The sequence below is a fragment of the Streptomyces ruber genome, assembly GCF_014648075.1.
Lineage (GTDB): Bacteria > Actinomycetota > Actinomycetes > Streptomycetales > Streptomycetaceae > Streptomyces > Streptomyces ruber.
The window spans coordinates 721,627-745,749 of sequence record NZ_BMQK01000002.1 but is presented as its reverse complement, the minus strand read 5'-3'; the positions used below and the strand labels follow the sequence as shown (position 1 = coordinate 745,749).

At 74.5% G+C, this 24,123-nt stretch carries 19 protein-coding genes and 1 pseudogene; 7 read left to right on the top strand and 13 right to left on the bottom strand.

Translation table 11 applies throughout. The annotated features are described in order from the left end of the window. Positions 1-20: 20 nt before the first annotated feature. On the bottom strand, positions 21-1,535 hold the full coding sequence (locus IEZ04_RS07735; RefSeq protein ID WP_189215929.1) for an NAD(P)/FAD-dependent oxidoreductase: 1,515 nt from the start codon (positions 1,533-1,535) through the stop codon (positions 21-23). A gap of 259 nt (positions 1,536-1,794) precedes the next feature. Between IEZ04_RS07735 and IEZ04_RS07730 the strand changes: the two genes are divergently transcribed. Then, positions 1,795-2,751 carry a TIGR03557 family F420-dependent LLM class oxidoreductase gene (locus IEZ04_RS07730; protein ID WP_189216052.1) on the top strand — a complete coding sequence of 319 codons (957 nt, stop codon included), beginning with the start codon at positions 1,795-1,797 and terminating at the stop codon, positions 2,749-2,751. A gap of 22 nt (positions 2,752-2,773) precedes the next feature. Here IEZ04_RS07730 and IEZ04_RS07725 read toward each other — a convergent pair whose 3' ends face one another. Continuing rightward, on the bottom strand, positions 2,774-3,358 hold the full coding sequence (locus tag IEZ04_RS07725) for a phage holin family protein (RefSeq protein ID WP_189215928.1): 585 nt from the start codon (positions 3,356-3,358) through the stop codon (positions 2,774-2,776). Positions 3,359-3,483: 125 nt separating this feature from the next. Between IEZ04_RS07725 and IEZ04_RS07720 the strand changes: the two genes are divergently transcribed. Next, on the top strand, positions 3,484-4,032 hold the full coding sequence (locus IEZ04_RS07720) for a hemerythrin domain-containing protein (RefSeq protein ID WP_189215927.1): 549 nt from the start codon (positions 3,484-3,486) through the stop codon (positions 4,030-4,032). 82 nt (positions 4,033-4,114) lie between these two features. Further along, positions 4,115-4,474 (top strand): VOC family protein, encoded by a 360-nt coding sequence (locus IEZ04_RS07715; protein WP_189215926.1) that lies wholly within the window; start codon positions 4,115-4,117, stop codon positions 4,472-4,474. 32 nt (positions 4,475-4,506) lie between these two features. On the opposite strand, the gene IEZ04_RS07710 is transcribed toward IEZ04_RS07715, so the two are convergent. From IEZ04_RS07710 to IEZ04_RS07665, 10 genes and pseudogenes are all read right to left on the bottom strand, one after another. Continuing rightward, positions 4,507-4,929, bottom strand: a complete 423-nt coding sequence (locus IEZ04_RS07710; protein WP_189215925.1) for a DUF5709 domain-containing protein — start codon at positions 4,927-4,929, stop codon at positions 4,507-4,509. A 96-nt stretch (positions 4,930-5,025) separates the two neighbouring features. Continuing rightward, a pseudogene (locus tag IEZ04_RS07705) lies at positions 5,026-5,474 on the bottom strand (GNAT family N-acetyltransferase). Positions 5,475-5,549: 75 nt separating this feature from the next. Next, a complete protein-coding gene (locus tag IEZ04_RS07700) occupies positions 5,550-6,494 on the bottom strand; it encodes a S66 peptidase family protein (protein WP_189215924.1) in 945 nt (314 codons plus the stop codon). Next, entirely contained in the window at positions 6,491-8,470 is a 1,980-nt protein-coding gene (locus IEZ04_RS07695) for a S9 family peptidase (protein WP_189215923.1), read from the bottom strand. Before IEZ04_RS07695 ends, IEZ04_RS07700 begins: the two co-directional genes overlap by 4 nt. A gap of 2 nt (positions 8,471-8,472) precedes the next feature. Continuing rightward, positions 8,473-9,825, bottom strand: a complete 1,353-nt coding sequence (locus IEZ04_RS07690; protein WP_189215922.1) for a M20/M25/M40 family metallo-hydrolase — start codon at positions 9,823-9,825, stop codon at positions 8,473-8,475. Beyond that, positions 9,818-10,651, bottom strand: coding sequence for a M55 family metallopeptidase (locus tag IEZ04_RS07685; protein ID WP_189215921.1), 834 nt, complete (start codon positions 10,649-10,651; stop codon positions 9,818-9,820). The genes IEZ04_RS07690 and IEZ04_RS07685 overlap by 8 nt, the downstream gene beginning before the upstream one ends. A gap of 128 nt (positions 10,652-10,779) precedes the next feature. After that, positions 10,780-11,505 carry a class I SAM-dependent methyltransferase gene (locus IEZ04_RS07680; protein WP_189215920.1) on the bottom strand — a complete coding sequence of 242 codons (726 nt, stop codon included), beginning with the start codon at positions 11,503-11,505 and terminating at the stop codon, positions 10,780-10,782. Positions 11,506-11,766: 261 nt separating this feature from the next. After that, positions 11,767-14,295, bottom strand: a complete 2,529-nt coding sequence (locus IEZ04_RS07675) for a SpoIIE family protein phosphatase (RefSeq protein ID WP_189215919.1) — start codon at positions 14,293-14,295, stop codon at positions 11,767-11,769. Positions 14,296-14,470: 175 nt separating this feature from the next. Then, entirely contained in the window at positions 14,471-16,876 is a 2,406-nt protein-coding gene (locus IEZ04_RS07670) for an MFS transporter (protein ID WP_189215918.1), read from the bottom strand. Between the two features lie 145 nt (positions 16,877-17,021). Beyond that, the gene (locus IEZ04_RS07665) at positions 17,022-17,465 is read right to left on the bottom strand and encodes an SRPBCC family protein (RefSeq protein WP_189215917.1); all 444 of its coding nucleotides are present in this window, start codon (positions 17,463-17,465) and stop codon (positions 17,022-17,024) included. Positions 17,466-17,643: 178 nt separating this feature from the next. Here IEZ04_RS07665 and IEZ04_RS07660 point away from each other — a divergent pair, with 178 nt between their 5' ends. After that, positions 17,644-18,750, top strand: coding sequence for an Rv2578c family radical SAM protein (locus tag IEZ04_RS07660; RefSeq protein ID WP_189215916.1), 1,107 nt, complete (start codon positions 17,644-17,646; stop codon positions 18,748-18,750). A 153-nt stretch (positions 18,751-18,903) separates the two neighbouring features. Then, positions 18,904-20,484: an alpha/beta hydrolase gene (locus IEZ04_RS07655; RefSeq protein WP_189215915.1), complete on the top strand. Its 1,581-nt coding sequence runs from the start codon at positions 18,904-18,906 to the stop codon at positions 20,482-20,484. A gap of 18 nt (positions 20,485-20,502) precedes the next feature. On the opposite strand, the gene IEZ04_RS07650 is transcribed toward IEZ04_RS07655, so the two are convergent. Further along, on the bottom strand, positions 20,503-21,078 hold the full coding sequence (locus IEZ04_RS07650) for an adenylosuccinate lyase (protein ID WP_189215914.1): 576 nt from the start codon (positions 21,076-21,078) through the stop codon (positions 20,503-20,505). A gap of 100 nt (positions 21,079-21,178) precedes the next feature. Between IEZ04_RS07650 and IEZ04_RS07645 the strand changes: the two genes are divergently transcribed. Then, positions 21,179-21,928, top strand: a complete 750-nt coding sequence (locus IEZ04_RS07645) for a nucleotidyltransferase domain-containing protein (protein WP_189215913.1) — start codon at positions 21,179-21,181, stop codon at positions 21,926-21,928. Between the two features lie 287 nt (positions 21,929-22,215). Continuing rightward, the gene (locus tag IEZ04_RS07640) at positions 22,216-24,027 is read left to right on the top strand and encodes a 3-hydroxyacyl-CoA dehydrogenase family protein (RefSeq protein ID WP_189215912.1); all 1,812 of its coding nucleotides are present in this window, start codon (positions 22,216-22,218) and stop codon (positions 24,025-24,027) included. The last annotated feature ends 96 nt before the right edge of the window (positions 24,028-24,123 follow it).

The following is a 24,123-nucleotide window of genomic DNA, read 5'->3' as shown; positions in this document are numbered from 1 at the left end:
TGGTCCTTTCTCTCGTTCGGTCATGCGTCCTTCCCGGTGTCCGGCTGCCGGGACGGGTCCGGTGCGGGGTCCGTGACCTTCACCGGGCCCGGCTTGTCGCCGGCGCCGGGGGCGCCCGGTCCCGCACCGGCGGGCGTCGTGTCCCCGGGGATCGCCGCGGGTCCCGGCTTGGCGGGTGCCCCGGCGGGTTCCCGCCGGTCCCGCGTCCCGTCCTCCGGCCGGGGCTTCTCCGGGCCGCCCACCACCCGCGCCACCTCGGGCGAGGCGGTGTCCAGCGGCACCGAACCGGACCGTACGAGCCCCAGCTGCACGCCCTGGCGCGGCAGTACGGCGTCCAGCAGCCAGTCGGCGGCCACCCGGACGCGGTTGCCGGGCATCGCGGCGAGGTGGTACCCGCGGGTGACCGCGCCGGCCGCCAGGCCCGACAGGTGCACGCCGAGCGGGTTGGCGGCGGCCTTCACCCCGCCCAGGTCGACGACGAAGCCCATGTCCTTGTGGCGGTAGGGGCGACGGGTGCCGCCCCCGAGCGAGGCGGCCACGTTGTGCGCGGCCACCTTGCCCTGCCGCCAGGCGTGCTGCGCCGTCATCGGGTGGTACTTGCCGGGGTGCTCCAGGTCGGGCACGGCCGCCGCGTCCCCGGCCGCGAACACCTCGGGGTGGCCGGGGACCTGGAGCGAGGGCTCGACGAGCAGCCGGCCGCGCTCCATCGGCAGCCCGAGGGACTCCGCGAGCGGGTCGGGCCGTACGCCGACGCACCACACCACGGTGTTCGTCCCGACGAACTCGCCGTCGGTCAGCAGCACTCCCTCGCGGGTCGCCTCCTTCACGGAGGTGCCCATGCGCACCTCGACGCCCCGCTCGCGCAGCACCCGGTCCGCGGTGCGGGAGAGCTTCTCGTCCAGTTCGGGCAGGACCCGGTCGGCGATGTCGAGCAGCAGCCAACGGGGTTCGAGGCCCTCCCGCAGCGGGTGCTGGCGCACCAGTTCGTCGGTGAACATCTTTCCCTGGGCCGCCACCTCGGTACCGGTGTAACCGGCGCCCACCACCACGAAGGTGCAGCGCGCCCGGCACGCCTCGGGGTCGTCGGAGGCGGCCGCGAGCTCCACCTGCCGGGTGACGTGGTCGCGCAGGTACAGCGCCTCGGGCAGGCCGCGGAAGCCGTGCGCGTGCTCGGCGACGCCCGGGATGGGCAGCAGCTTGTTGACGCTGCCCGCGGCGAGCACCAGCCGGTCGTAGCGCAGCGAGCCGGTCTCGCCCTCGGGGCCCGTGTACCGGACGGTGCGGCCCTCGAGGTCGATGCCGTCGGCCTCCCCCAGCACCAGGCGCACGTGGCGCAGCCCGGAGAGGGAGATGGTGACGCGGCGCGGCTCCAGGATGCCGGCGGCGACCTGGGGCAGCAGCGGCAGGTAGAGGAAGTAGTCGGTCGGGTTCAGCAGGACGATGTCGGCTTTGCCCTTGCTCAGCCGGGAGAGGGTGCTGGCCGTCCGGTAGCCGGCGAATCCTCCGCCGACGATCACGATGCGGGGTCGACTCACTGTTGTCCTCCGGCACTGGTCGCGTACGGGATCCCGGTCCGTCCGGGACTGGTTTTCCGTGTCCCCGCGTACGGGCGCCGGTCAGCGGCCGTACGCACTCCTGTCCCGCGTACGGCTCACGTACGTACGGGTCTTCCGCGTCCCCCTGGTCAGGGCGGCCAAACGCGTGGTTCCCCGGCGTTTCGCGCGCGCGAGGCCGGGTTACCCGGCCGCCGACCGACTGACCCGAGTGAGCCCGAACGAAACGGAGGCGCCCTCCATGCCCGAGTACGGCTGCTTCCTGTCGACCGAGGAATGGGGCCCCGCCGATCTGGTCGAGCAGGCGCGCATGGCCGAGCAGGCCGGTTTCCAGTGCCTGTGGATCTCCGACCACTACCATCCGTGGAACGGCGAACAGGGCCAGAGCCCGTTCGTGTGGTCGGTGATCGGGGCCCTCTCCGAGGCCGTGTCGCTGCCCGTCCAGACGGCGGTGACCTGCCCGACCGTGCGGATCCATCCGGCGGTGCTGGCCCAGGCCGCGGCCACGGCCTCGGTGATGGCCGGGGGCCGCTTCCGGCTCGGCGTGGGCTCGGGCGAGGCACTGAACGAGCACATCCTCGGGGACCACTGGCCGCCGGCGCACGTCCGCCTGGAGATGCTGGAAGAGGCCGTGCAGGTCATGCGGCACCTGTTCACCGGCAGGACGGTCAACCACCGCGGCACCCACTACACCGTCGAGAACGCCCGCCTCTACACAGTCCCGGACGAGCCCGTACCGATCGACGTCTCCGCCTTCGGACCCAAGGCGACCGCGCTCGCGTCGCGCGTCGGGGACGGCTACATCACGATGACGCCCGACGAGGCGATGGTGACCCGGTACCGCAAGGGCGGCGGGGGCGCGGGGCTGGTGAGCGGCGGGATGAAGGTGTGCTGCGGCCCGGACCGCGACGAGGCCGTCCGCACGGCGCGCCGGCTCTGGTACAGCGACCTGCTCCCCGGCGAACTGGGCCAGATCCTGCCCACGCCCCGCCACTTCGAGCAGGCGGAGGCGCTCGTCACGGAGGACATGGTGCGCGAGAACATGGTGTGCGGCGACGACGCCGACGAACACGTCGCGGCGCTCGGTGCCTTCGCGGACGCGGGCTTCGACCGGATCTACGTGAACCAGATCGGTCCCGGCCAGCGGGGCTTCTTCGACTTCTACCGGACGAAGGTGCTGCCGCAGCTGCCGCGGTGAGACGTCACGCCGCGCGCCGCGCTCACGACCGGTGATGCCCGGGTGCCTCGGGGTCCGCAGGTCCCGGCGGCGGCGTCGTGCCGGTACCGGGCGCGCCGAACGGACGGCCGTCCGCCGCGTCCGGTGCTCCGGCCCTGCGGCCGGGGTCGGCGGAGTCGCCGGTGCCGGGTACGCGGGGCCGGACCGGCGGCACCGGCGGAACGGCGGCGCCCTGCCGCGCGGTCGGCACTCCGGGCACCACGCCGCCGGACGTACCGCCGGGCGCCGCCCGGTCCGTACCGTCGGCGGCACGGCCGACGGCCGGGGGGCGGGAGGCGGACGGCCGGGCCGCGCGGCGCAGCGCGTACGCGACGGCGGCGAGCACGGCCGCCATGATCAGCGCGGCGGCCCAGCCGGGCAGCCCCAGCGCGAGCACCAGGCCGATACCGAGGGCGAGCGCGGCGCCCGCGTAGAGGGCCGCGGCCCCGGACGCCGCGTAGAGCGCGGCCGTGCGGCGCTGCTTGCGGGTCTGCTCGCGCAGTTCCTCGCGCACGGTCTCGCGGGCCACCTGCGCCAGTTCGTCGACCAGTTGTCTGTCCAGATGTTCCAGGTGATCCAGACGCTTCATGCGGCCCGGGTACCCCCGCGACAGGACACGTGACGCGACGGCGGGCGTAGCACCGGCCGCCCCGGGTACCCGCCTCGGCCGTACGACTCCAACACACAGACGGAGCCGGAGAAGAGGAAGCCAGGATGACCGAACGCACCGACGTCGTGGAGCTGTTGAAGGCGCAGCACACGCGGATACGGGACCTGCTCGACGAGGTGGCGGCGACCAAGGGCGAGGAGCGGAAGCAGCACTTCCACGACCTCGTCCGCCTCCTCGCGGTGCACGAGACCGCCGAGGAAGAGGTCGTCCATCCCTTCGCCCGCAAGAACATCGACAACGGTGAACAGATCGTCGCGGAGCGCATCCAGGAGGAGGAGCGCGCCAAGGAGGTGCTGTCCCGCCTCGACGACATGGACACCGAATCGCCCCAGTTCCTGAGCCAGTTCAAGGAGTTGCGGAAGGACGTGCTGGCGCACGCGGAGGCGGAGGAGAAGTACGAGTTCGCACAGCTGGCGAAGGTGACCGACCGCGGGAAGCTGGAGAACCTGGCCCGCGCGGTGAAGGCCGCCGAGACCGTCGCACCGACCCGCCCGCACCCGGGTACCGACACCGCCGTGAAGAACCTGGCGGTGGGTCCGGTCGCGTCCGTCATCGACCGCACGCGTGACGCGATCCGCAAGGCGATGGGCTGACACGGTCCGACAGGGGCCGGCCGGCGGGGAGATCCTGTGGAAACGATCACTTCTCCGGCCGGCCCCGATTAGGCTCGGCCGCATGGACATTCTGGGAGCCACGCTGCGCATCTGCGTCGACGACCTGGAGACCACGGTCCCCTTCTACGAACGGCTCGTCGGCAGTCCCGCGCTGCGTTTCGAACGCGGCGGCGTCCAGGTGGCCGCCGTCGGCTGCTTCCTCCTGATGAGCGGTCCCGAGGCCGAACTGGAAGTGCTCCGCAAGGTGTCGGCGACCATCGCCGTCAGTGACGTGGAGGAGGCCCACCGGGTGCTCACCGCCTCCGGCGCCCAGGTCCTCGCGGGCCCGGTGGCGACGCCCGCGGGCCGCAACCTGATAGCGCTGCACCCGGACGGCACGGTGTACGAGTACGCGGACCGACGGGCCGCCGAGGGGGCCTGACCCCTCGGCGGCCCGTCGGCGGCCCGTCGGCGTCAGGGCCGGTCCGCCCGCCAGGCGAGCTGGTCCTCCGCGAAGTCGTTCTCGTCGCGGATGCGCACCGCGTCCTCCTCCGCCGACAACCCGTGCGTCGTCCCCTCCTGGGAGTAGACGTCCTGTTCCCGCGGCCGGTCGGGGTCCGGCTCGTCGTACAGCAGCCCGGCCGCCTCGTCGGGCGGTCCCGGCGGAACGGTGGGGTCGGGCTCGGGCTCCTCCTCCGCCAGCCGTTCGTCCAGCGACTCGCCCTCCCGGGCCTCGTTCGCGGTGGTGCCGTGTGCCATCGCTGCCGTGGGCTCGTCCCCGGGCACGGACTCCTGCTGCGGGTCCGAGGACCACTGCTGCTCCGGTGTGCCGTCCTGCAGGTCCGGAATGCCCTCGTCCTCGGGGTCGGCCCCGGGATCGTGCGGCCTGCGGCTCATGGTGTCCGCCTCCTTCCGTCGCTACGTGCGGCCATGCCTTACGACCAGCCGGGTTCCCCGTCGCGGGCCGCTTAAGTCCCGCCCGGCCGGAGAAGATCACCGCGGGGACGCCCACGAGGGTGGCACGGTCACCGGGGCACCCACGCGGTGACCGCCCACCGCTCGTGGTCCCGCCGTGGGGGCACCTCCCCGCTCGAGCGAGGCCGAGAGCTCGAGCGAAGCCGAGAGCTCGGGGGAACCGTCGACGAGGAGGAACTCGGGCGAGAAGCCCTCCAGCCGGGTCCCACAGCGCCGGGCCGGCGCGATGGACGCGGTGTTGCGGGGCCGGGGCCGCACGTCGATCTCCAGCCGGTGCAGTCCGAGCACCGTGAAGGCGTGGCCGACGACGAGGCGCAGCCCCTCGGTCGTCAGTCCCCGCCCCGCGGCGTGCGCGAAGGCCCGTACCCGAGGGCGCCGCTCAGGAAGGCACCCTCGACGATGCCGTCGATGTCGACGGACCCGGCGACGCCCCCGCTGGTGAACTCGGCGCCGTCGCCGGGGGTGATGTGCCGGATGCCGACACGGGGGCCTCCGGCGAGGTGACGGGTGCGGAGGCGGTCATCCCGTCACGGTACGCCGCCTCAGAGCAGCGCCGGTTCGTCCAGCGTCAGCGTCCCCTCCCCCGCGTCCAGCTCCGCCGTCACCCCGAACGGGATCGTCGGCGCGCCCTCCCCGTGCCCGAAGCCGAGCTCCTCGACGACCGGCACGCCGAGTCCGCCCAGCCGGTCGGCGAGCATCGGGCGTATCTCGCTGTACGGGGAGCAGTCCGCCCAGGAGCCGAGGACGACGCCGTTGACACCGTCGAGCCAGCCCGCGCGCAGCAGCTGGGTGAGGTAGCGGTCCAGGCGGTACGTCTCCTCTCCGACGTCCTCCAGGCAGAGCAGTCCGCCCCGCGCGGAGGGCCGGGCGTGCGGGGCGCCCAGTCCGGCCGCGAGGAGGCTGAGGCAGCCGCCGAGCAGGACGCCCCGGGCCCGCCCGGGCACCAGCGGCGCCGCCCGCCCGGCGGTGATCGTCAAGGCCGTCTCCGGCGCGAGGAGAGTGGCCCGCAGATGGTCCTGGGCCCGCGCGTTCTTGAGGAAGTCGACACCCGCCGTCATCGGTCCGTGCAGGGTGACGAAACCGGCCCGGACGGCGAACGCCTCGTGCAGCGCCGTGATGTCGCTGAACCCGACGAACACCTTGGGGCCCGCGGCCCGTATCGCGTCCCAGTCGAGCAGGTCCACCATCCGCTGCGCCCCGTAGCCGCCGCGGGCGCACAGCACCGCGTCGACGTCCGGGTCGCACCAGGCGGCCTGGAGGTCGGCGGCCCGGTCGGCGTCGGTGCCCGCGAGGTAGGCGAAGTCGGGGTGCCGGTCCAGCACATGGGGCGCCACCACGGGGTCGAGGTCCCAGCCGCGGAGGAGGTCGAGTCCGGCGCTCAGCCGCTCCTCGGGGACCGGTCCGCTGGGGGCGACGACGGCGACGCGGGCGCCGGGGGCGAGACGGGCGGGCCGGGTGAGCGGGGCGGACGGGACGGACTGTGTCACTTGGTGAGCTCCAGGGTGGGGATGCCGGGCGGGTTGAGGCCGAAGACGAGCGCGTACAGGGACAGTTCGGACTCCAGTGCCCGCACCATCGTGTCGGCCCGCCGGAAGCCGTGCCCCTCGCCCGCGAAGGTCAGGTAGGCGTGCGGAACCCGCCTGCCCTCCATCTCGGCCAGGAACCGTTCGCACTGCGCGGGCGGGCAGATGACGTCGTCGAGTCCCTGGAGCAGCAGGAACGGGACGGTGATCCGGTCGGCGTGCCCGGCGGGCGACCGTTCCGCGTACCGGCCGGGCACCTCGGCGAGCGGCCCGACCAGTGACTCCAGGTACTGCGACTCGAAGTCGTGGGTCTCCCCCGAGCCCCAGCCCGTGAGGTCGAGGATCGGGTAGAGGATCGTGCCGCACGCGTAGACGTCGGTCGCGGCCAGCGACGCGGCGGCGGTCCAGCCGCCGGCGCTGCCGCCCCGGATGGCGAGCCGTCCCCGGTCGGCGGTGCCCTCCCCGGCGAGGGCGAGCGCGACGGCCGCGCAGTCCTCGACGTCCACGACGCCCCACTGCTCGCGCAGCCGGTTGCGGTACTCGCGCCCGTGACCGGTGGAGCCGCCGTAGTTGACCTCGGCGACGCCGATGCCGCGGGAGGTGAAGTAGGCGATGGCCAGGTCGAGGACCAGCGGTGCGCGGCTGGTGGGGCCGCCGTGCGCCCAGATGACGTACGGCGGCAGTTCGTCGTCCGGTGCGACGTGGCCGGGGTGGTGCGGCGGATAGACGTGCGCGTGGATCTCGCGTCCGTCGGGGCCGGCGAAGGTGCGGATCTGCGGCTCGGGGTAGTAGGAGGGGTCGACCGGGTCGTCGTGGGCGGCGCCGATCACGCGCGCGTGGCCGGTGCGGGCGTCCAGCTCGACGACCTCGTACGCGCTGCGGGGGCTCGCCCCGATACCGAGGATGCGGGTGCCGTGCACGGCGAGGGACGGGGCGAACTCGGTCCACGGTCCGGCCGCGTCGACGACCTCGCCGGTCACCGGGTCGAGCACGCCGAGGCAGGTGGTGCCGCGCCCGTGCACGACGGCGACGAGCCCGTTGTCCAGCGGCGCGAACCAGCGCCATCCGATCTTCCACAGCGGCCCGCCGAACTCCTCCTCGCGCGGGCACAGCGCCCTGTCGCGGCCGTCCGGGTCACGTGCGTACAGGTTCCACCAGCCGCTGCGGTCGCTGGTGTACAGGAGCGTCCCGTCGGCGGCCCAGTCGGCCTGGGCGACGGACTCCTCGGGGCCGCCGGCCACGGTGCGCGGCTCGCCGAACGTGCCGTCCCCGGTGACCTCGGCGACGAGCAGTTCGGTGCCGTCCCACGGCATCCGCGGATGGTCCCAGGCCAGCCAGGCCACCCGCGCGCCGTCGGGCGAGAGCCGGGGCCCGGTCACGAAGCGGTGGCGGGGGCCGGTCAGCTCCCGTACGGCGTCCCGGTCCTCGGCCGCCGACCCGTCCAGCGGCACGGCGGCGAGGACGCGCCGCACGTCCGTGGGTCCGTCCCCGGTGAACTCCTCCAGGACGCACCACACCTCGTCCCGGCCGGGCCGCAGCCGCGCGTCGACCCAGCGCAGTCCGCCGCCCACCGGGGACACCGGGGTGAGCGGCCGGGGCTCGCTGCCGGGCTCGTACCGGTAGAGCCGCTGGTCGGCGAAGTTCACGAACACCACCAGCGGGCCGCCGGCCGTCATGGTGCCCGTCCACGGGTGGCCGCCGTACTCGACGACCCGGCTGCGCACGTCCCACGGGGCCGGCAGCACCGTCTCCTCCGTGCCGTCGGTCCGGCGCCGGACCAGGGCGCGCCGGCCGCCCTCGGTGGGCCGCGGCTCGGTCCACCACGCCTCCTCGCCGACGAAGCCCGCGAACTCGGCGTGCCCGTCGTGCCGGGCCGCGAGCGCCGCGTCGATCGGCGAGGGCCACGAACCGTACTCCAGGGTCTGCACCTCGTCCCCCATTCCTAGGCCGTCCGCAGGAAGCGGTCGAGGACGCGGACCCCGAAGTGGAGCGCCTCGACCGGCACCCGCTCGTCGACGCCGTGGAACAGCGCGTTGTAGTCGAAGCCCGGCGGCAGCTTCAACGGCGTGAAGCCGTAACCGGTGATGCCGAGCCGGGAGAACTGCTTGGCGTCCGTGCCGCCGGACATACAGAACGGCACGACGTGCCCCTCGGGCGCGAACTCCTCCACGGCCGCCCGCATCCGCGCGAACGTCACCGAGTCCACCGGCGCCTGGAGGGCCACCTCGCGGTGGTGGAACTCCCATTCCACCCCCGGTCCGGTGAGCCGGTCGAGGGTCTCGGCGAACTCGTCGTCGCCGCCGGGCGGATACCGGCCGTCCACGTACGCCACGGCTTCCCCCGGAATCACGTTGACCTTGTAACCGGCGTCCATCATCGTCGGGTTGGCGCTGCTCCGGACGGTCGACTCGACCAGAGCCGCGGCGGGGCCGATCCGGTCGAGGAGCGCGTCCACGTCGACGGGACCGCCGGAGTCGACGAGGCCGACGGGGCCGGCGGGTTTCAGGTCGTCGATGCCGTACAGGGCGGACAGCTCCAGCAGGGCGGCCCGCACGGTGGGGGTGAGCCGGACGGGCCACTCGTGGTGGCCGATGCGCGCGACCGCGGCGGCCAGCCTGGTCACCGCGTTGTCGCGGTTCACCTTGGAGCCGTGCCCGGCCCGCCCGCGGGCGGTGAGCCGCAGCCAGCCGGTGCCGCGCTCGCCCGCCGCGATCGGGTAGATCTGCCGGCCCGCCCCGTCGTGGAAGGTGTACGCACCCGACTCGCTGACGCCCTCCGTGCACCCCTCGAACAGCTCGCCGTGCTTGTCGGCCAGGAATCCGGAGCCGTCCTCGGCGCTCGCCTCCTCGTCGGCCGTGAACGCGACGACGATGTCGCGCCGGGGCCGCACCCCGAGCCGCGCCCACGCCCGGACGACCGCGAGGATCATCGCGTCCATGTTCTTCATGTCGACGGCGCCCCGGCCCCAGACCACCCCGTCGCGGACCTCCCCGGAGAACGGGTGCACGCTCCAGTCGTCCGCCCGCGCGGGCACCACGTCGAGATGGCCGTGGAGGAGCAGCGCGTCGGCCGACGGGTCGGTGCCCTCGATCCGGGCGACCACGTTCGTCCTGCCTCTGGAGCGCTCCAGCAGGACGGGTTCCAGACCGGCTCCGGCCAGCTGCTCGGCGGCGTACTCGGCGGCCGGCCGCTCCCAGCAGTCCCCGCCACCGTGGTTGGTGGTGTCGACACGGATGAGGTCGGAGGTGAAACGGACGACCTCGTCCAGGGACTGCTCGTCGGTCTGCTCAGCCATACTGCTCCTCCACTGCGGCCGAGACGATCGTGGTCACGGCCTTGAACGTACGGATGCCCTCGTACATCGTCGGGCTGGTGTAGGCGACCCTGCGCTCCCCGACACGGTCGACGCCCGGCACCACGGTGGCCGCCATCGCCAGGTGCTCGGCGTCGAACTCCAGCGCCACCGTGTGCGGTCCCGCCTCGACCGGTGCGGTGCGCACCGCGAGCGCCGCCGCCTCCTCGGCCGCCGCGCGGATGTCGGCGGCCGTCCGGGCGGGCGTCCGGCACACCGCCGCGTAGCGGGAGACATGGTCCTTGACGGCGACCTTCAGCGCCCCGGGCGCGTAGCCGAGGGCGTCCTCGCAGGTCACGTCGTCGCCGGTGACGAGGACGACCGGAACGCCGTACTCCGCGACGACGTGTGCGTTCAGCAGGCCCTCGCTGGCCCGTACGTCGTTGACCCACACGCCGGTGATGGAGTTGGCCAGGTAGGTGTGCGCGAGGACGCCCTCCATGCCGGCGCCCGCGTGGTAGCCGACGAACGCTATGCCGTCCACGTCCCCGTGCTGCACGCCCTCCACCATGGACAGCGCCTTGTGGCGGCCGGTGAGCATCTCGGCCCGCTCGTCGAGGCGCTCCAGAAGCAGATTGCGCATGGTCCAGTGCGCCTCGTTGATGAGCACCTCGTCGGCGCCGCCGTCGAAGAAGCCGAGCACGGCGGCGTTGACGTCGGAGGTGAACATGGCACGGCACCGCTCCCACTGGGGCGTGCCCGGCAGGACGTCGGCGGGCCAGGTCACGCCCGTGGCGCCCTCCATGTCCGCGCTGATGAGGATCTTCATGTCAGAACCGTACGTGGCCGCGCCGTCACCGGACCAGGCCTGTGGAGAACTCCCGCTTCCCCGGACCGGTAACGTACGTCCGTTCGAGCCACCTCCTCGTCCGCCACCCGGCGCCCCCACGCCACACCTCAGCCCGCGCGCCCCGCCACCTGCCATTTCGACGGCAGTTCGATCCGGGTGCCGTCGGGCCCGTGCTCCGTGGTGACGAGGGGCAGCCGGCCGCTCGCGAGGACCGTGAGGCCGGCCGTGCGCAGGAGGCCGGGCACGGCGTCGTCGGGGACCTCGCCCGGTGCGATGCCGTGCCGCAGGACGGAGGCCAGCTTGGCGGGCGGCCCGTCGGCGCCCTCGGCCAGGCCCAGCAGCAGCGGCCGGGCGGCCTGGGAGAGCTCGACGAGGAAGGCGCGCCCCCGTTCCCCCACCAGGGTGGCCAGGGCGTCGACGAGGGGCTGCCGGTCCTCGGGCTCGCACTGGTGCAGCACGCCCCGCATGTAGACGTTCGCGTCGCCGAGTTCCGCGTGCAGCGCGGTCACCTGTGCCGTCTCGGCGGCGTCGAGCAGCCGGTACCCGGCCCGTCCCGCGGGGTCGGCGCGCCGGGCGTGGTCCAGTGCGGCGGCCGACAGGTCGACGCCGAGGACGTGCCGGTAGCGGTCGGCCAGGAACCGGGTCTGCGTGCCGTTGCCGCAGCCGACGTCCACGACCGGCAGGCCGGGGTGGGCCAGGTACGGCTCGAAGAGGGCGAGGTGCACGCCGACGGTCGCCATGGGGTCGCTGTCCCAGAAGACGGCCCCCTGTTCCTCGGGGGCCTCGCTCCAGAACCCCTCCCATGCCTGCCTGTACCGACTCGTCACGCTCATGCCGACTCCCCGGGTGCGACCGCGGTCCGCCGGGGGCGGCGGGCCAGACCACGGGTGTACCGCGGTGGAAGGGGACCGACAAGCACCGTGCGCCCTTCGTTGACGCCCGAACCGCCAGCGCACGCCGTCGAGCGCCGCACGCGCCCCTTCCGGCCCGTCGCACGCGGCCCGGGGCTCCCGTCCCCGACCGTTCCCGACCGTTCCCGCCGTTTCCCACCGGCCGTTCCCGACCGGCCGTTCCCCACCGGCCGTTCCGGAGGATCACACCTCCGTCGGCCGGCGGCGCGGCAGCGGCAGCTCGAACCACACGGTCTTGCCCCCGCCGGTCCGGCTGGTCCCCCACTCGCGCGCCAGGGTGCTGACCACCCTGAGCCCCCGCCCGAACTCGTCGGCGGTGCCCGCGCCGAGCAGCGTCGGCAGCGTGGGATCGTCGTCGTCGACCTCGCACAGCAGCGTGTCGCCCCGGACCAGCCGCAGCTCGATCCGCCGCCCGCGCGCGTGCCGTACGGCGTTGGTGACCAGTTCGCCGGCCAGCAGCGCGGCGTTGTCCGCGAGCGCCGCCAGGCCCCAGACGTGCAGCTGCTCGCGGACCGCCGCCCGGGCCCGCCCGGCCTCCGCCGGGGTGTGGGCGAACGACCACTCGGCGACGTCCTCGGGCTCGATGCCGCTCAGACGGGCCATCAGCAGGGCCACGTCGTCCTTGCGTCCGCCCCGGGTGTTGAGGGAGCGGATGATGGTGTCGCAGGCGTCGTCCATGGACGCGGCCGGATGGGCGGCGGACTCGCAGAGCGTGGCGAGGCCGACACCGATGTCCTCGCCGCGCACCTCGACCAGCCCGTCGGTGCACATCACGAGGCGGTCGCCGGGCGCCACGCGCACGCGTACCGCCTCGAACGCGACACCGCCGACACCGATGGGCGCGCCCGTGGGCAGGTCGAGCAGCTCGCTGCGGCCGTCCGCCGCCCGCACCAGCACCGGCGGTATGTGGCCGGCGTTCGCGAGGTGCAGATCGCCGGCCACGGGGTCGTAGACGGCGTACAGGCAGGTGGCGAGGTAGTGCTCGCCGAGGCGCTGGGCGAGGTCGTCGAGGTTGCGCAGGAGCTGCGCGGGCGGCAGGTCGAGCGCAGCCATGGTCTGCACGGCCGTGCGCAGCTGCCCCATCATCGCGGCCGAGTTGAGCCCGTGTCCCATCACGTCGCCGACGACGAGGGCGGTACGGGCTCCGGGCAGCTTCACCGAGTCGAACCAGTCGCCGCCGACGCGCCCGAGCAGTGTGCCGGGCAGGTAGCGGGTGGCGATGTCGCAGCCCGCCCGGTGCGGCGGGATGTGCGGCAGCATGCTGTCCTGCAGCGTCTCGGCGACGCTCTCCTGGTAGGTGTACATGCGCGCGTTGTCGAGGACGAGGCCCGCGCGGGCGGCGAGTTCGGCGCCGGTGACCCGGTCCATGTCGTTGAACTCGGCGCGCTCGGGGTGACGCAGCAGGATCATGAAGCCGAGCACCACGTTCCGCGCCTTGAGGGGCACGACCAGCATGGAGCGGTGGGTGATCAGCGGCCGGATGTCGCGCTTCTCGAACTGGGCGGCGATCGCGTGCCCCATCTCCTCGCTGATGCGCGGCACGAGGACGGGATCGCCGCTGGTCATGCACTGGAAGAACGGCGTGTGCGCGGGGAACGGCATGGCCTCCCCGACCGGGACGACGTCGTCCCAGCGGCCCGGTTCGTCCGTGTGCTCGACGGCGACCCGGTGCCACAGGGTGGTGGTGTCGGGCACGCCCTCGGGGAAGCCCTCGCCGGCGACGACCTGTTCGCGCAGGTAGGTGCCCGCGACGTCGGTGAACCGCGGCACGACCGCCCGGCTGACCTCGACGACGGTCCGGGAGAGGTCGAGGGAGCTGCCGATGCGGGAGCTGACCTCGTTGAGGAACTCCAGGTGCTCACGCACGGCGGCGTACTCGAGGTCCTCGCCCTCGTCGCGCAGGTCCTCCGGTACGGGCCGCCCCTCGGCGGCGGCGCGGGCGGCCCGCTCGCGGCGCTCCCGTCGCTCCGCCCGGCGCGGGACGCCCCAGTCGGGGGTGACCGGCACCCGGTCCTGGCGGCTGAACTCCAGGACCGGGTAACCGAGTTCGAGGACCTGCGAGACGATGCGGGCGCTGTCGCCGACGCTCATGCTCGGCAGGATCTCGGGGAGGCGGCGGGCGAGGTCCTCGGCGCCGGGGAAGTCGGTGTGCAGGGCGAAGCCGGGGGCGATCCGCTCCACGTCACCGCCGTCACCGCCGTCACCGCCGTCCTCTCCCTGCCGCAGCGCCCCCGCGTCCGCGGCGAGGACCAGCAGCCGCCCCTGCCCGGGCCCGACGAGGGGGTACGCCCACCAGAGCACGTCGACACGGGCGCCGTCCCGGCCCTGCCCCGGCACCGTAAGGCGGGCCCGTCCGGCGGCCGGATAGGACAGCCCGCTCTCCAGCGAGGCGTCCAGGGCGGGACCCGGTTCCTCCACGGCGTACGCCCCGCGGGGCGCCGCGTCGCCGGCGGGGACCGCGGCGTCCGCGGGCTCGTCGAGGGTCTCGGGCAGCGCACCGGACACGGGCAGCAGGTCCACGGCGAGGCGGCCCACCGCGTCCTCCTTGGTGACCCTGAACAGCCGGCGCGCGCCGCTGCTCCAGTGCGAGACGCGTCCGTCGCGGTCCACCACGACCACGGCCAGGGGGATGCGGCCCGCGGCGTGCTCCGCCGCCGTCCGCTCCCCGCCCGCCCGGCCGGGAGGTGTGCCGCTCGCTGCGCCACGGTCCATGGCCCCGGCCCTTTCTCCCACGGTTCCGCGCGGCGTGTGCCGTCGTCACCACCGTAGGGCCGGGAACGGCGGCGATGTGCGGCATCGGACGAATTCGCCAGGGGGCGCCACCGGCGCTCTCCCACCGGCGCACGCCCGCGTCCCAGCCGCCCTCCGGCCGTGCCGGCCGTGCCCCTCAGGCCCCGTCCTCACCGTGGTCCCCGTGCCCACCGTGGTCCTCGTGTCGCAGGTGCACGTCCCGTTCGGTGCCGTTGCCGCCCGCGACCTGGAGGACCGTCGCGGCGGGCGGGTAGCCGCTGGCCACGACGGTGTACTCGCCGACGGGGAGGTCGGCGAAGCGGTACGCCCCGTCGGACCCGGTGACCAGGGTGCCGACAACGTTTCCCGTGACGTCGAGCAGGGTGACGTGGGCGTCCTCGACGGGCCGCCCGGCGCCGGCGCGCACGGTGCCGCGCAGCACCTCGCCGCCCATCAGCTCGACGTCCTGCCGGGTCTCGTGCGCGGGCCGGACGGTGACGGGGCAGGCGGCCGGGCGGAAGGAGTGGGCGCCCACCGCGAGGGTGTACTCGCCCGCGGCCACGTCGGTGACGGCGTAGTCGCCCCCCGGTCCGCTGCGGGTGGTGGCGACGGCCTGGCCGTGGACGTCGGTGAGCGTGACGGCCGCGTCCGGCAGGGGGCTCCCGTCGTGGGTGACCACCCGGCCGGTCAGCCGTCCGGGGCCGCCCAGCACCATGTCGACCCGTACGGGGCCCTCGCCGACGCTGACGGTCACCGCGTGCGGCTGGTGGCCGTCGGCCGCGGCGATCAGCACGTACGCCCCCGGGCCGGGCGGAACCAGTTCGTACCGGCCGTCCTCGCCCCCCGTGCCCCGTCCGATCTGCTGCCCCGTGCCGTCGACGAGGGTCAGCACGGCCCGCGCCACGGCCGGTCCGTCGTGCTGCCGCACGATGCCGCGCACGGCCGCCCCGGCTCCCTGCGCGGGGCGCTGCGGCGGAACCGGGACGGACCCGGCGGGGACGTCGAGGGACACCAGGGGACCGCTCCTGAGCAGGAGGAGGGCGAGAAGAAGGCCGAGGACGAGCACCGGCACCAGGTAGAGGAAGATCCCCGGCATGGCGCCGGCGTACGCCGCGACGTAGGCGTCGTAGTCGTGGCGCAGCGCGGCGGGCAGCGCCTGCACGACGTCCGGGGTGAGGGAGGCGGGGTCCGGCAGTCCGGCGCCCGCGCGGGTGGGCGGACGGCCGGCGAGCCGGTCCGCGAGGAGCGCGCCGAAGGCGGCCACGCCGATGCCGCCGCCGAGCTGCCGGGCGTAGTCCGCGGTGCCGGTCACGGTGCCGGCGTCGGCGGGACGGACCGCGTTCTGCGCGGTGAGGACCAGGACGGGCGTGACCATGCCGATGCCGGCGCCGAGGACGGCCGTCCAGATGCCGAAGTACAACCGGGGCGTGTCCGTCTCCAGCCCGGTCAGCAGCCACATGCCGACGGCGGCGAGGGCGGTGCCGAGGACGGGGTACGTCCGGTGGTGCCCGGTGCGGACGACGAGCTCGCCGACGACGACCGACGCGCCGACGAGGCCGCCCGTCATCGGCAGCATGAGCAGTCCGGCTCCGGTCGCCGACATCCCCCCGGCCAGTTGCAGGAAGGCCGGCAGGTGGGTGGCCGCCGCGTGCAGCGCGACACCGGCCGCGAGGCCCACGGCGCCGGTGACGGCGACGACGGGGTCCTTGAACAGTCTGAGCGGTACGAGGGGGTCGGCCGCGCGGTGCTCGGCGAGGAGGAAGAGGGCGCCGGCGGCCACGGCTGTGACGGCGAGCCCCGGGACGACGTACGAGTCCCGCCCGTACGCGGTGCCGGCCAGGCCGCTCAGCAGCACCAGACAGGCCGACGCGACCGTGAGCAGCAGCGCCCCGAGGACGTCGGGGCGTGCCTTGTCACGGGGCCTCGCCGCCCGCGGCGCCGCCATGACGAGGGCGAGAGCGGCGAGCCCGAGGGGGACGTTGAGGTGGAAGCACCACCGCCAGGAGAGGTGGTCCGTGAGCAGGCCGCCCAGCAGGGGGCCGGCGAGGGAGCCGAGGCCGAAGACGGCGCCGGCCACCCCCATGACGCGGGCGCGTCCCCGCGCGGGCGCGATGCCGGCGGCGATCGCCTGCGCCCCGGTCATGAGTCCGCCCGCGCCGATGCCCTGGAGCGCCCGGAAGGCGATGAGCTGGTCCATGGTGCGCGACCAGCCCGCGAGCGCCGAGCCGACGACGAAGACGCCGAGCGCGAGCACCAGGACGCCCTTGTGGCCGTACCGGTCGCCGAGTCCGCCGAGGACGGGGACTCCCACGGCGGCGGTGAGCAGGTAGGCGGTGATCGCCCAGGACATCCGGTCCGTGCCGTGCAGTTCGCCGGCGATCCGCGGGAGGGCGGTGGCGACGGCCAGCTGGTCCAGCGCGGCGAGCAGCAGCGCGAGCAGGAGCCCGGTCAGGACCAGCCGCAGCCGCCGGGAGCCGAGCGGCACGGGTGCGGTGGGGGGCGGGGCGGCGTCCGGTGGGGGCGCGGTGACCGGTTCGCCCTGCGCCAGCGTGATGCCGCTCATGTGCCGCTCCCCTCGTCGCACCTGCCGTGCGGTTCTCGCGTTGTGCGACAACTTCCGGCAGTTGCGACGAGTTACGGAGAAACGCCGCATGCCACGCCAGGTCCACTCGAACCGGTGAGGTGGCGGCGGGTCCCGGGGGGAGCGGTTACTTCTCGATCTCGGCGGAGAGGTTGGCGAGGACGGTGTCGTAGATACGGGCGAGGCCCTTGGGGGCGAAGGTCTTCTCGAAGAAGCCGCCGATGCCGCCCGCGCCGTTCCAGACGGTGGTCACGGCGACGCGGGACCTGCCCTCCCCGGCCGGCGTGACCCGCCAGGTGGTGACCATCGAGGAGTTGCGGTCCTTCTCGACGAGCTCACCGTCGGTCGGCTCGGTCACCTCCAGCAGACAGTCACGGACGCGCTTGCTGGTGGCCTGGAGCTTCCAGTGGACGAGCGTGCCCTCGCCGTCACCGCCCTCGCGGACCTCGTACTCGCTGAAGTGCTCGGGCAGCAGCTTCGCGCGGGTGCCGCTGTAGTCGGCCAGGGTGTCGAACACCGTGTCCGCGTCCCCGGCGACGATGCGCTCCGTGGTGGCTTCTACCTGTGCCATGCGCACTTCCTCCAGCACTTGTGGGCTCGTGTTGGCGGAAAGCCAACCATCAGGCTGCCGGGCCGCCCAAATCAGGGTCCGGGACGGGTAGCGCCCCCGGACGATGCCCGAATACCCGTTCGCACGATCAAGGGAACATGTGTTCTATTCTGTGGCCAGTGCAACCAAGGAGGCGCCCATGCGCTGGGACCATCTGGCCGAGAACCCCGAGCATCGCGAGAACCCCGAGAATCCCGGGAACGCCGGGGGCAACGGGACTCCCGCAGGTCCGGTGGGCTCCGCCGCGCCCCGGGACGCCGCGCTGTTCGGCGCGGACGCGGTGACCACCCGCACCTTCGACACTCCGGAGTTCCGCGGCATCACCTTCCACGAGGTCCGGGCGAGATCGATCGTGAACCGGGTGCCGGGGGCCTCGCGCATGCCCTTCGAATGGACGGTGAATCCGTACCGCGGCTGCACGCACGCGTGCGTCTACTGTTTCGCGCGCAAGACCCACGGCTACCTGGACCTCGACACGGGCCTCGGCTTCGATTCCCAGATCGTGGTCAAGGTGAACGCGCCGGAGCTGCTCCGCCACCGGCTCGCCTCCCCCCGCTGGCACGGGGAGCACATCGCGATGGGCACCAACGTGGACTGCTACCAGCGCGCGGAGGGCCGTTACCGGCTGATGCCGGGCATCATCGCGGCCCTGCGCGACCACGCGAACCCCTTCTCGATCCTGACCAAGGGCACGCTGCTCCTGCGCGACCTGGACCTGCTCGTGCAGGCCTCCCGGGTCACCGAGGTGGGGATCTCCGTCTCGGTCGGCTTCACCGACCGGGAGCTGTGGCGCACGGTGGAGCCCGGCGCGCCCGCCCCGGAGCGCCGCCTGGACGTCGTACGCGCCCTCACGGATCACGGCATCGGCTGCGGCGTCCTGATGGCGCCCGTGATCCCGTTCCTGAGCGACCACCCGGACCGGCTGCGCGAGACGGTACGGGCCATCGCGGCCTCCGGCGCCACCTCGGTGACGCCCCTGGTACTGCATCTGCGGCCGGGGGCCCGCGAGTGGTTCATGGACTGGCTGCGCCACCACCACCCGCACCTCGTCCAGCGGTACGAACGCCTCTACGCGCAGGGCGCCTACGCGCCGACCTGGTACCAGCGCCGGATCACCGGACAGGTCCACGAGCTGGCCCGGGAGTACGGCATCGGCCCCTCGCGCCCGGGGCTGCCGCGCAGGATCCCCGGGCCCCGGCCGCAGCCGGCGGCGCAGGCCGCGCCCACCCAGCTCACGCTGCTCTGAGCAGGCCGGCCGCACCGGCGCATCCGGGCGCTTCCCTCGGTCCGATCGGGTCACGTCGCCGTCGGACACGTTGCTCCGCCGCTGTCCGCCGGGACGGATGCGACCGGAGCCGTGACCTGCGCGGCTCGGCATCCTGCGCCCGGAAGGCACCCGATGAGGAAACGCGCAGCCGCCCTGTGCGCCGCCGTGACAGCCGGAACGATCATGGCGTTCCCGTTCGCGGCGGGCGCCGATCCCACCCCGGCGGCGCGCTCGGGGCCCGTCGTGCAGCGTGCGGCCTGGACGGCGTGCGCCACCCGCGAGCACCCGACGCTCCAGTGCGCGACCGTGCGGGCGCCCCTCGACCACGCGGACCCCGGCGGCCGGCAGATCACGCTCGCCCTGACCCGCGTCCCGCACACCGCGCGCCCCTACCAGGGCCCGCTGCTGGTCAACCCGGGCGGGCCGGGCGGCAGCGGCCGGGCGCTGGCGGGGTACGTCGCCTCCGCGCTGCCGCGGCGGGTGGCGGCCCGGTACGACGTCATCGGCTTCGACCCGCGGGGCGTCGGGGCCAGCGGTCCGGCCCTGAACTGCCTGCCCGGGCACTTCGCACCGGTGCGGCCCGACCCGCTGCCGGCCTCGCCGGCCGCCGAGGCGGCGGGCCGCGCACGCGCCGCGGCCTTCGCCGAGGGCTGCGCGCGAAGACACGGGGACGTGCTGCCGTACATCGGCACGGTGAGCGCGGCGCGGGACATGGACGTGATCCGCCGCGCGCTCGGCGCCCAGAAGATCAACTACTTCGGGTACTCGTACGGCACGTACCTGGGCGCCGTCTACGCGAAGCTGCACCCGGACCGCGTGCGGCGCATGGCGCTGGACTCCGTCGTCGACCCCGCGCGCGTGTGGTACGCCAGCAACCTCCTGCAGAACCGGGCGTTCGACGAGCGCCACCGGGCGTTCCTGGCCTGGGTCGCGCGGCACGACGCGGCCTACCGGCTCGGCACCGGACCGGAGCGGGTCGAGGCCTCGTGGTACGCGATGCGCGCGGCGCTCGCGAAGAAGCCCGCGGGCGGCACCGTCGGCGCCGCCGAACTGGAGGACACCTTCCTGCCCGCGAGCTACTTCGACGGCCACTGGCCCCGCCTGGCCGAGGTGTTCGCGGCGTACGCGCGCCGCGGGGACGGCGCTCCGCTCCTGGCCGCGTACCGGGACCTCGCCGCCGTCGACGCGGCGGGCGAGAACGCCTACAGCGTCTACACCGCGGTGCAGTGCCACGACGCGCCCTGGCCCCGCGACTGGTCCAGGTGGCGCCGCGACACCTGGGCCGGGTACGAGGAGGCGCCGTTCATCACCTGGAACAACGCCTGGTACAACGCACCGTGCGCGTCCTGGCCGGTCCGCCCGCTGCGCCCGCCGGACGTCTCGAACGACGCCCTGCCGCCGGTGCTGCTCTTCCAGTCGACGCACGACGGGGCCACCCCGTATCCCGGCGCCGCCGCCCTGCGCCGGCTGCTGCGCGGCTCCCGCCTGGTGGTGGAGGACGGCGGCGGCAATCACGGCATCACGCTGAGCGGCAACGCCTGCCTGGACCGGCACCTGGCGGCCTACCTGGCCGACGGCACGGTGCCGCGCGGCACCGACGGGGTCGACGCGCGGTGCGCGCCCCTGCCCGATCCGCAACCGACGGCCACGCGGGGCGCGTCCGGCTCCGCGCCGGGCGAGGCGCTGCACGAACTGCTGGGCCACCGGGGCTGACGCCGCGCGGCCGCGCGCTCACCGTGCCGCCGGCAGCCGCTTCAGCGCGCCGGCCGCCGCCTGGGCCAGCGCGGGGTGTGCCAGCGCCTCGGTCAGGACGCGCCGCGCCCGTACGTCGCCCAGGTCGCCCAGGCCCTCCACGCAGGCGAGGGCGACCTTGCGGTACGGGTCGTGCGGCCGCAGCCGCCGCTCCAGGGTGGTGATCAGCGCGGGCACGGACTCGGGGGCGCGCAGCGCCACCAGGAGCCGTACGGGGTGCAGGGCGTAGGCGACCCGGAGCTCGTTGGTGGCGAGCGCTGCGGCGGCCCGGGCCGTGCGCGGGTCGCCGAGCCGCGCCAGGGCGTGGGCGGCGGAGGCGCAGCGCTGCGGGTCACGGTGGTTGAGGAACAGGACCAGCGACTCGAAGGCTCTCCGGTCCCCGGCGACACCGAGCCGGAAGGCGGCCAGTTCCCGCGCCCACAGCGGCTGCCCGGGGGCGGTGAGCACACCGGCCAGTTCGTCGAGGTCGTCGGTGGCCGCGAGCCGGTCGTACGCCGGCGGCGCCCCCGATTCGCGCCGTATGCGCTCGGTGAGTGCTCGCACCTCTTCGCCCATGGCACGAGCCTAGGGGCGCGTCGCGCCGTTGGGGGCGTACATGACCAAGCCGGCGGTGACATACGGGGAGCGCGCGGTCACGGCTCACTATCGTGCTCCCATGAATGACGAGAAGTTCCTCGAGCACGTCGCGGACCGGCTCGCCGCCCTCCCCGCCGTGCGCGCCGTCGCCCTCGGCGGCTCGCGCGCGGAGGGGACCCACACCCCGGAGAGCGACTGGGACCTGGCCGTGTACTACCGCGGCGGCTTCGACCCGGCGGACCTGCGGGCCGTGGGCTGGGAGGGCGAGGTCTCCGAGATCGGCGGCTGGGGCGGGGGCGTCTTCAACGGGGGCGCCTGGCTCACCGTCGACGGCCGGCGCGTCGACGTCCACTACCGCGACCTCGACGTCGTCGAGCACGAGCTCGCGGAGGCCCGGCGGGGCCGCTTCCACTGGGAGCCGCTGATGTTCCACCTCGCGGGCATCCCCAGCTACCTGGTGGTCGCCGAGCTCGGCGTCAACCGGGTGCTGAGCGGCGCCCTGCCCCGCCCCGGGTACCCGGAGGCACTGCGCGAGGCGGCGCCGCGCTTCTGGCACGGCCGGGCGGCCATGACCTTGCAGTACGCCGAGGCGGCACACGTCCGGCACGGCCGGGTCACCGAGATCGCGGGCGCGCTGGCCACCGCCGCCGCGGAGACGGCGCACGCGGTGCTGGCGGCGCGCGGCGAGTGGGTCACCAACGAGAAGCGGCTCCTGGAGCGGGCGGGGCTGCGGGACCTCGACGGGATCGTGAGCCGGCTGCGGCCGGAGCCGGAAGCCCTGGCGCGGGCGGTCACCGAGGCCGGTGAGCTGTTCGCGGCCGCCGGCTGAGGGGCGGACGACCGCGGTACGGAGAGGGGCTGGCGCGCTCATTACCCACCGGTTAAGCTCATCCGAGCGAGCCACCCGCTCGCACCTCCTCGCGGCGGCCTGGTGACGCAGCCGCCGCCGGGGACACCTCCCGCTCCCCGAGGCGGCGGGAGAGCAGTCGGTTCGGTACCTCATGTACCGCAGAACGACCCGGCTCCGGGACAGGGCCGGCCATCTTCGCCGCCCCGGCGCGCCCGCCGGCGCCCGGGCGCGCTCCCAGTCGTCACCCTCATTCCTGGAGTCCCGCGATGGCCACCGTCCAGTCCGGCACCTCCCCCCTCCCCTCCCCGTTCCAGACCGTCGCCGTGGTCGGCCTCGGCACCATGGGCACCGGTGTCGCCGAGGTCCTGGCCCGGTCCGGCCGCGAGGTCGTCGGCATCGACGTCAGCGAGACGGCGGCCGCACGGGCCGCCGCCGCCCTGGAGTCCTCGACCGCCCGCGCCGTCGGCCGCGGGCGGATCACCGAGGAGCAGCGCGGCGACGTCCTCGCCCGCTTCCGCACCTTCACCGACCTGCAGGCCGCGGCCGCCGCCGACCTGGTGATCGAGCTCGTGCCGGAGTCGTACGAGATCAAGCAGCAGGTCTTCCGCGAGCTGGACGGGATCGTCCGTCCCGGGGCGGTCCTCGCGACCGGCACCAACGCGCTGTCCGTGACCCGGCTGGCCGCCGAGTCGGCCCGTCCCGAGCGGGTGCTGGGCATGCACTTCTTCAACCCGGCCCCGGCGATGCGGCTCGTCGAGGTGGTCTCGTCCGTGCTGACCGCGCCCGAGGCCGTCGCCGCGGTCACGGACCTCGCCCTGGAACTGGGCAAGGAGCCCGTCGCGGTGGGCGACCGGCCCGGGTTCGTCGCCGACGGACTGCTGTTCGGCTACCTCAACCAGGCCGCCGCGATGTACGAGGCCCGGTACGCGTCGAGGGAGGACATCGACGCGGCGATGCGGCTCGGCTGCGGGCTCCCGATGGGTCCCCTCACCCTGCTCGACCTGATCGGCATCGACACGGCGCGTACGGTCCTGGAGGCCATGTACGCCGCCTCGCACGACCGGCTGCACGCCCCCGCGCCCCTCCTCAAGCAGCTCAGCGAGGCGGGCTTGACCGGCCGCAAGGCGGGACGCGGCTTCTACACGTACGCGGCCGCGGGCAGTTCCACCGTCGTGCCGGACGCGCTGACCCCGCGCGAGGGCGGTTCGGCGGTGCCCGGGCGCGTCGTCCGATCCGTCGGGATCGCGGGTTCGGGCACGATGGCGTCGGGCATCGCCGAGGTGTTCGCGAAAGCCGGGTACGGTGTCGTGCTCGCCGCGCGCGGTGCGGAGAAGGCGCGGGAGGCGAAGGCCCGGATCGGCACGTCGCTGTCCCGCTCCGTCGGCAGGGGACGGATGACGGCGGAGGCGGCGGCCGAGGCGCTGGACCGGATCGCCTGCGCCGGCTCGTACGACGCCTTCGCGGACGTCGACCTGGCCCTGGAGGCCGTCGTCGAGGACCTGGAGGTCAAACGGCAGCTGTTCGCCGTGTTCGACAAGGTGTGCAGGCCGGGCGCGATCCTCGCCACCACCACCTCCTCGCTGCCCGTCGTGGCCCTCGCCCGGGCCACCTCGCGCCCGCAGGACGTGATCGGCGTGCACTTCTTCAACCCGGCCCCGGCGATGAAGCTGGTCGAGGTGGTCCGCACCGTCCTGACCGCGGACGACGTGCACAGCACGGTCCGCGGACTGTGCGCGGCCGTGCGCAAGCACCCGGTGGACTGCGGGGACCGGGCCGGCTTCATCGTGAACGCGCTGCTGTTCCCGTACCTGAACAACGCGGTGAAGATGGTGCAGGAGCACTACGCGTCGCCGGACGACATCGACACGGCGATGAAGCTCGGCGGCGGCTACCCGATGGGCCCGTTCGAACTGCTGGACGTGGTCGGGCTCGACGTCTCGCTCGCCATCGAGCGGGTGCTGCACCGCGAGTTCCGCGACCCGGGTCTCGCCCCGGCGCCGCTCCTCGAACATCTGGTGGCCGCGGGCTGCCTCGGCCGCAAGACCGGCCGCGGCTTCCGCGAGCATGGCAAGCGCTGAGAGGCCCGGCGACTGGTTCCCGGGCGGCGCCGGCTGGGGCGGGCTCCTCGACCCGGCCGGCCGTCCCCCGCCCCCGGCGGCCGGGGGAACCGGCGG

Excerpts from the sequence above, each read along its gene's own strand:
- IEZ04_RS07730 (WP_189216052.1), top strand. The coding sequence starts at position 1,795 with ATGCCCGAGTACGGCTGCTTCCTGTCGACCGAGGAATGGGGCCCCGCC.
- IEZ04_RS07725 (WP_189215928.1), bottom strand. The coding sequence starts at position 3,358 with ATGAAGCGTCTGGATCACCTGGAACATCTGGACAGACAACTGGTCGAC.
- IEZ04_RS07720 (WP_189215927.1), top strand. The coding sequence starts at position 3,484 with ATGACCGAACGCACCGACGTCGTGGAGCTGTTGAAGGCGCAGCACACG.
- IEZ04_RS07715 (WP_189215926.1), top strand. The coding sequence starts at position 4,115 with ATGGACATTCTGGGAGCCACGCTGCGCATCTGCGTCGACGACCTGGAG.
- IEZ04_RS07710 (WP_189215925.1), bottom strand. The coding sequence starts at position 4,929 with ATGAGCCGCAGGCCGCACGATCCCGGGGCCGACCCCGAGGACGAGGGC.
- IEZ04_RS07695 (WP_189215923.1), bottom strand. The coding sequence starts at position 8,470 with ATGGGGGACGAGGTGCAGACCCTGGAGTACGGTTCGTGGCCCTCGCCG.
- IEZ04_RS07690 (WP_189215922.1), bottom strand. The coding sequence starts at position 9,825 with ATGGCTGAGCAGACCGACGAGCAGTCCCTGGACGAGGTCGTCCGTTTC.
- IEZ04_RS07685 (WP_189215921.1), bottom strand. The coding sequence starts at position 10,651 with ATGAAGATCCTCATCAGCGCGGACATGGAGGGCGCCACGGGCGTGACC.
- IEZ04_RS07680 (WP_189215920.1), bottom strand. The coding sequence starts at position 11,505 with ATGAGCGTGACGAGTCGGTACAGGCAGGCATGGGAGGGGTTCTGGAGC.
- IEZ04_RS07675 (WP_189215919.1), bottom strand. The coding sequence starts at position 14,295 with ATGGACCGTGGCGCAGCGAGCGGCACACCTCCCGGCCGGGCGGGCGGG.
- IEZ04_RS07670 (WP_189215918.1), bottom strand. The coding sequence starts at position 16,876 with ATGAGCGGCATCACGCTGGCGCAGGGCGAACCGGTCACCGCGCCCCCA.
- IEZ04_RS07665 (WP_189215917.1), bottom strand. The coding sequence starts at position 17,465 with ATGGCACAGGTAGAAGCCACCACGGAGCGCATCGTCGCCGGGGACGCG.
- IEZ04_RS07660 (WP_189215916.1), top strand. The coding sequence starts at position 17,644 with ATGCGCTGGGACCATCTGGCCGAGAACCCCGAGCATCGCGAGAACCCC.
- IEZ04_RS07655 (WP_189215915.1), top strand. The coding sequence starts at position 18,904 with ATGAGGAAACGCGCAGCCGCCCTGTGCGCCGCCGTGACAGCCGGAACG.
- IEZ04_RS07650 (WP_189215914.1), bottom strand. The coding sequence starts at position 21,078 with ATGGGCGAAGAGGTGCGAGCACTCACCGAGCGCATACGGCGCGAATCG.
- IEZ04_RS07645 (WP_189215913.1), top strand. The coding sequence starts at position 21,179 with ATGAATGACGAGAAGTTCCTCGAGCACGTCGCGGACCGGCTCGCCGCC.
- IEZ04_RS07640 (WP_189215912.1), top strand. The coding sequence starts at position 22,216 with ATGGCCACCGTCCAGTCCGGCACCTCCCCCCTCCCCTCCCCGTTCCAG.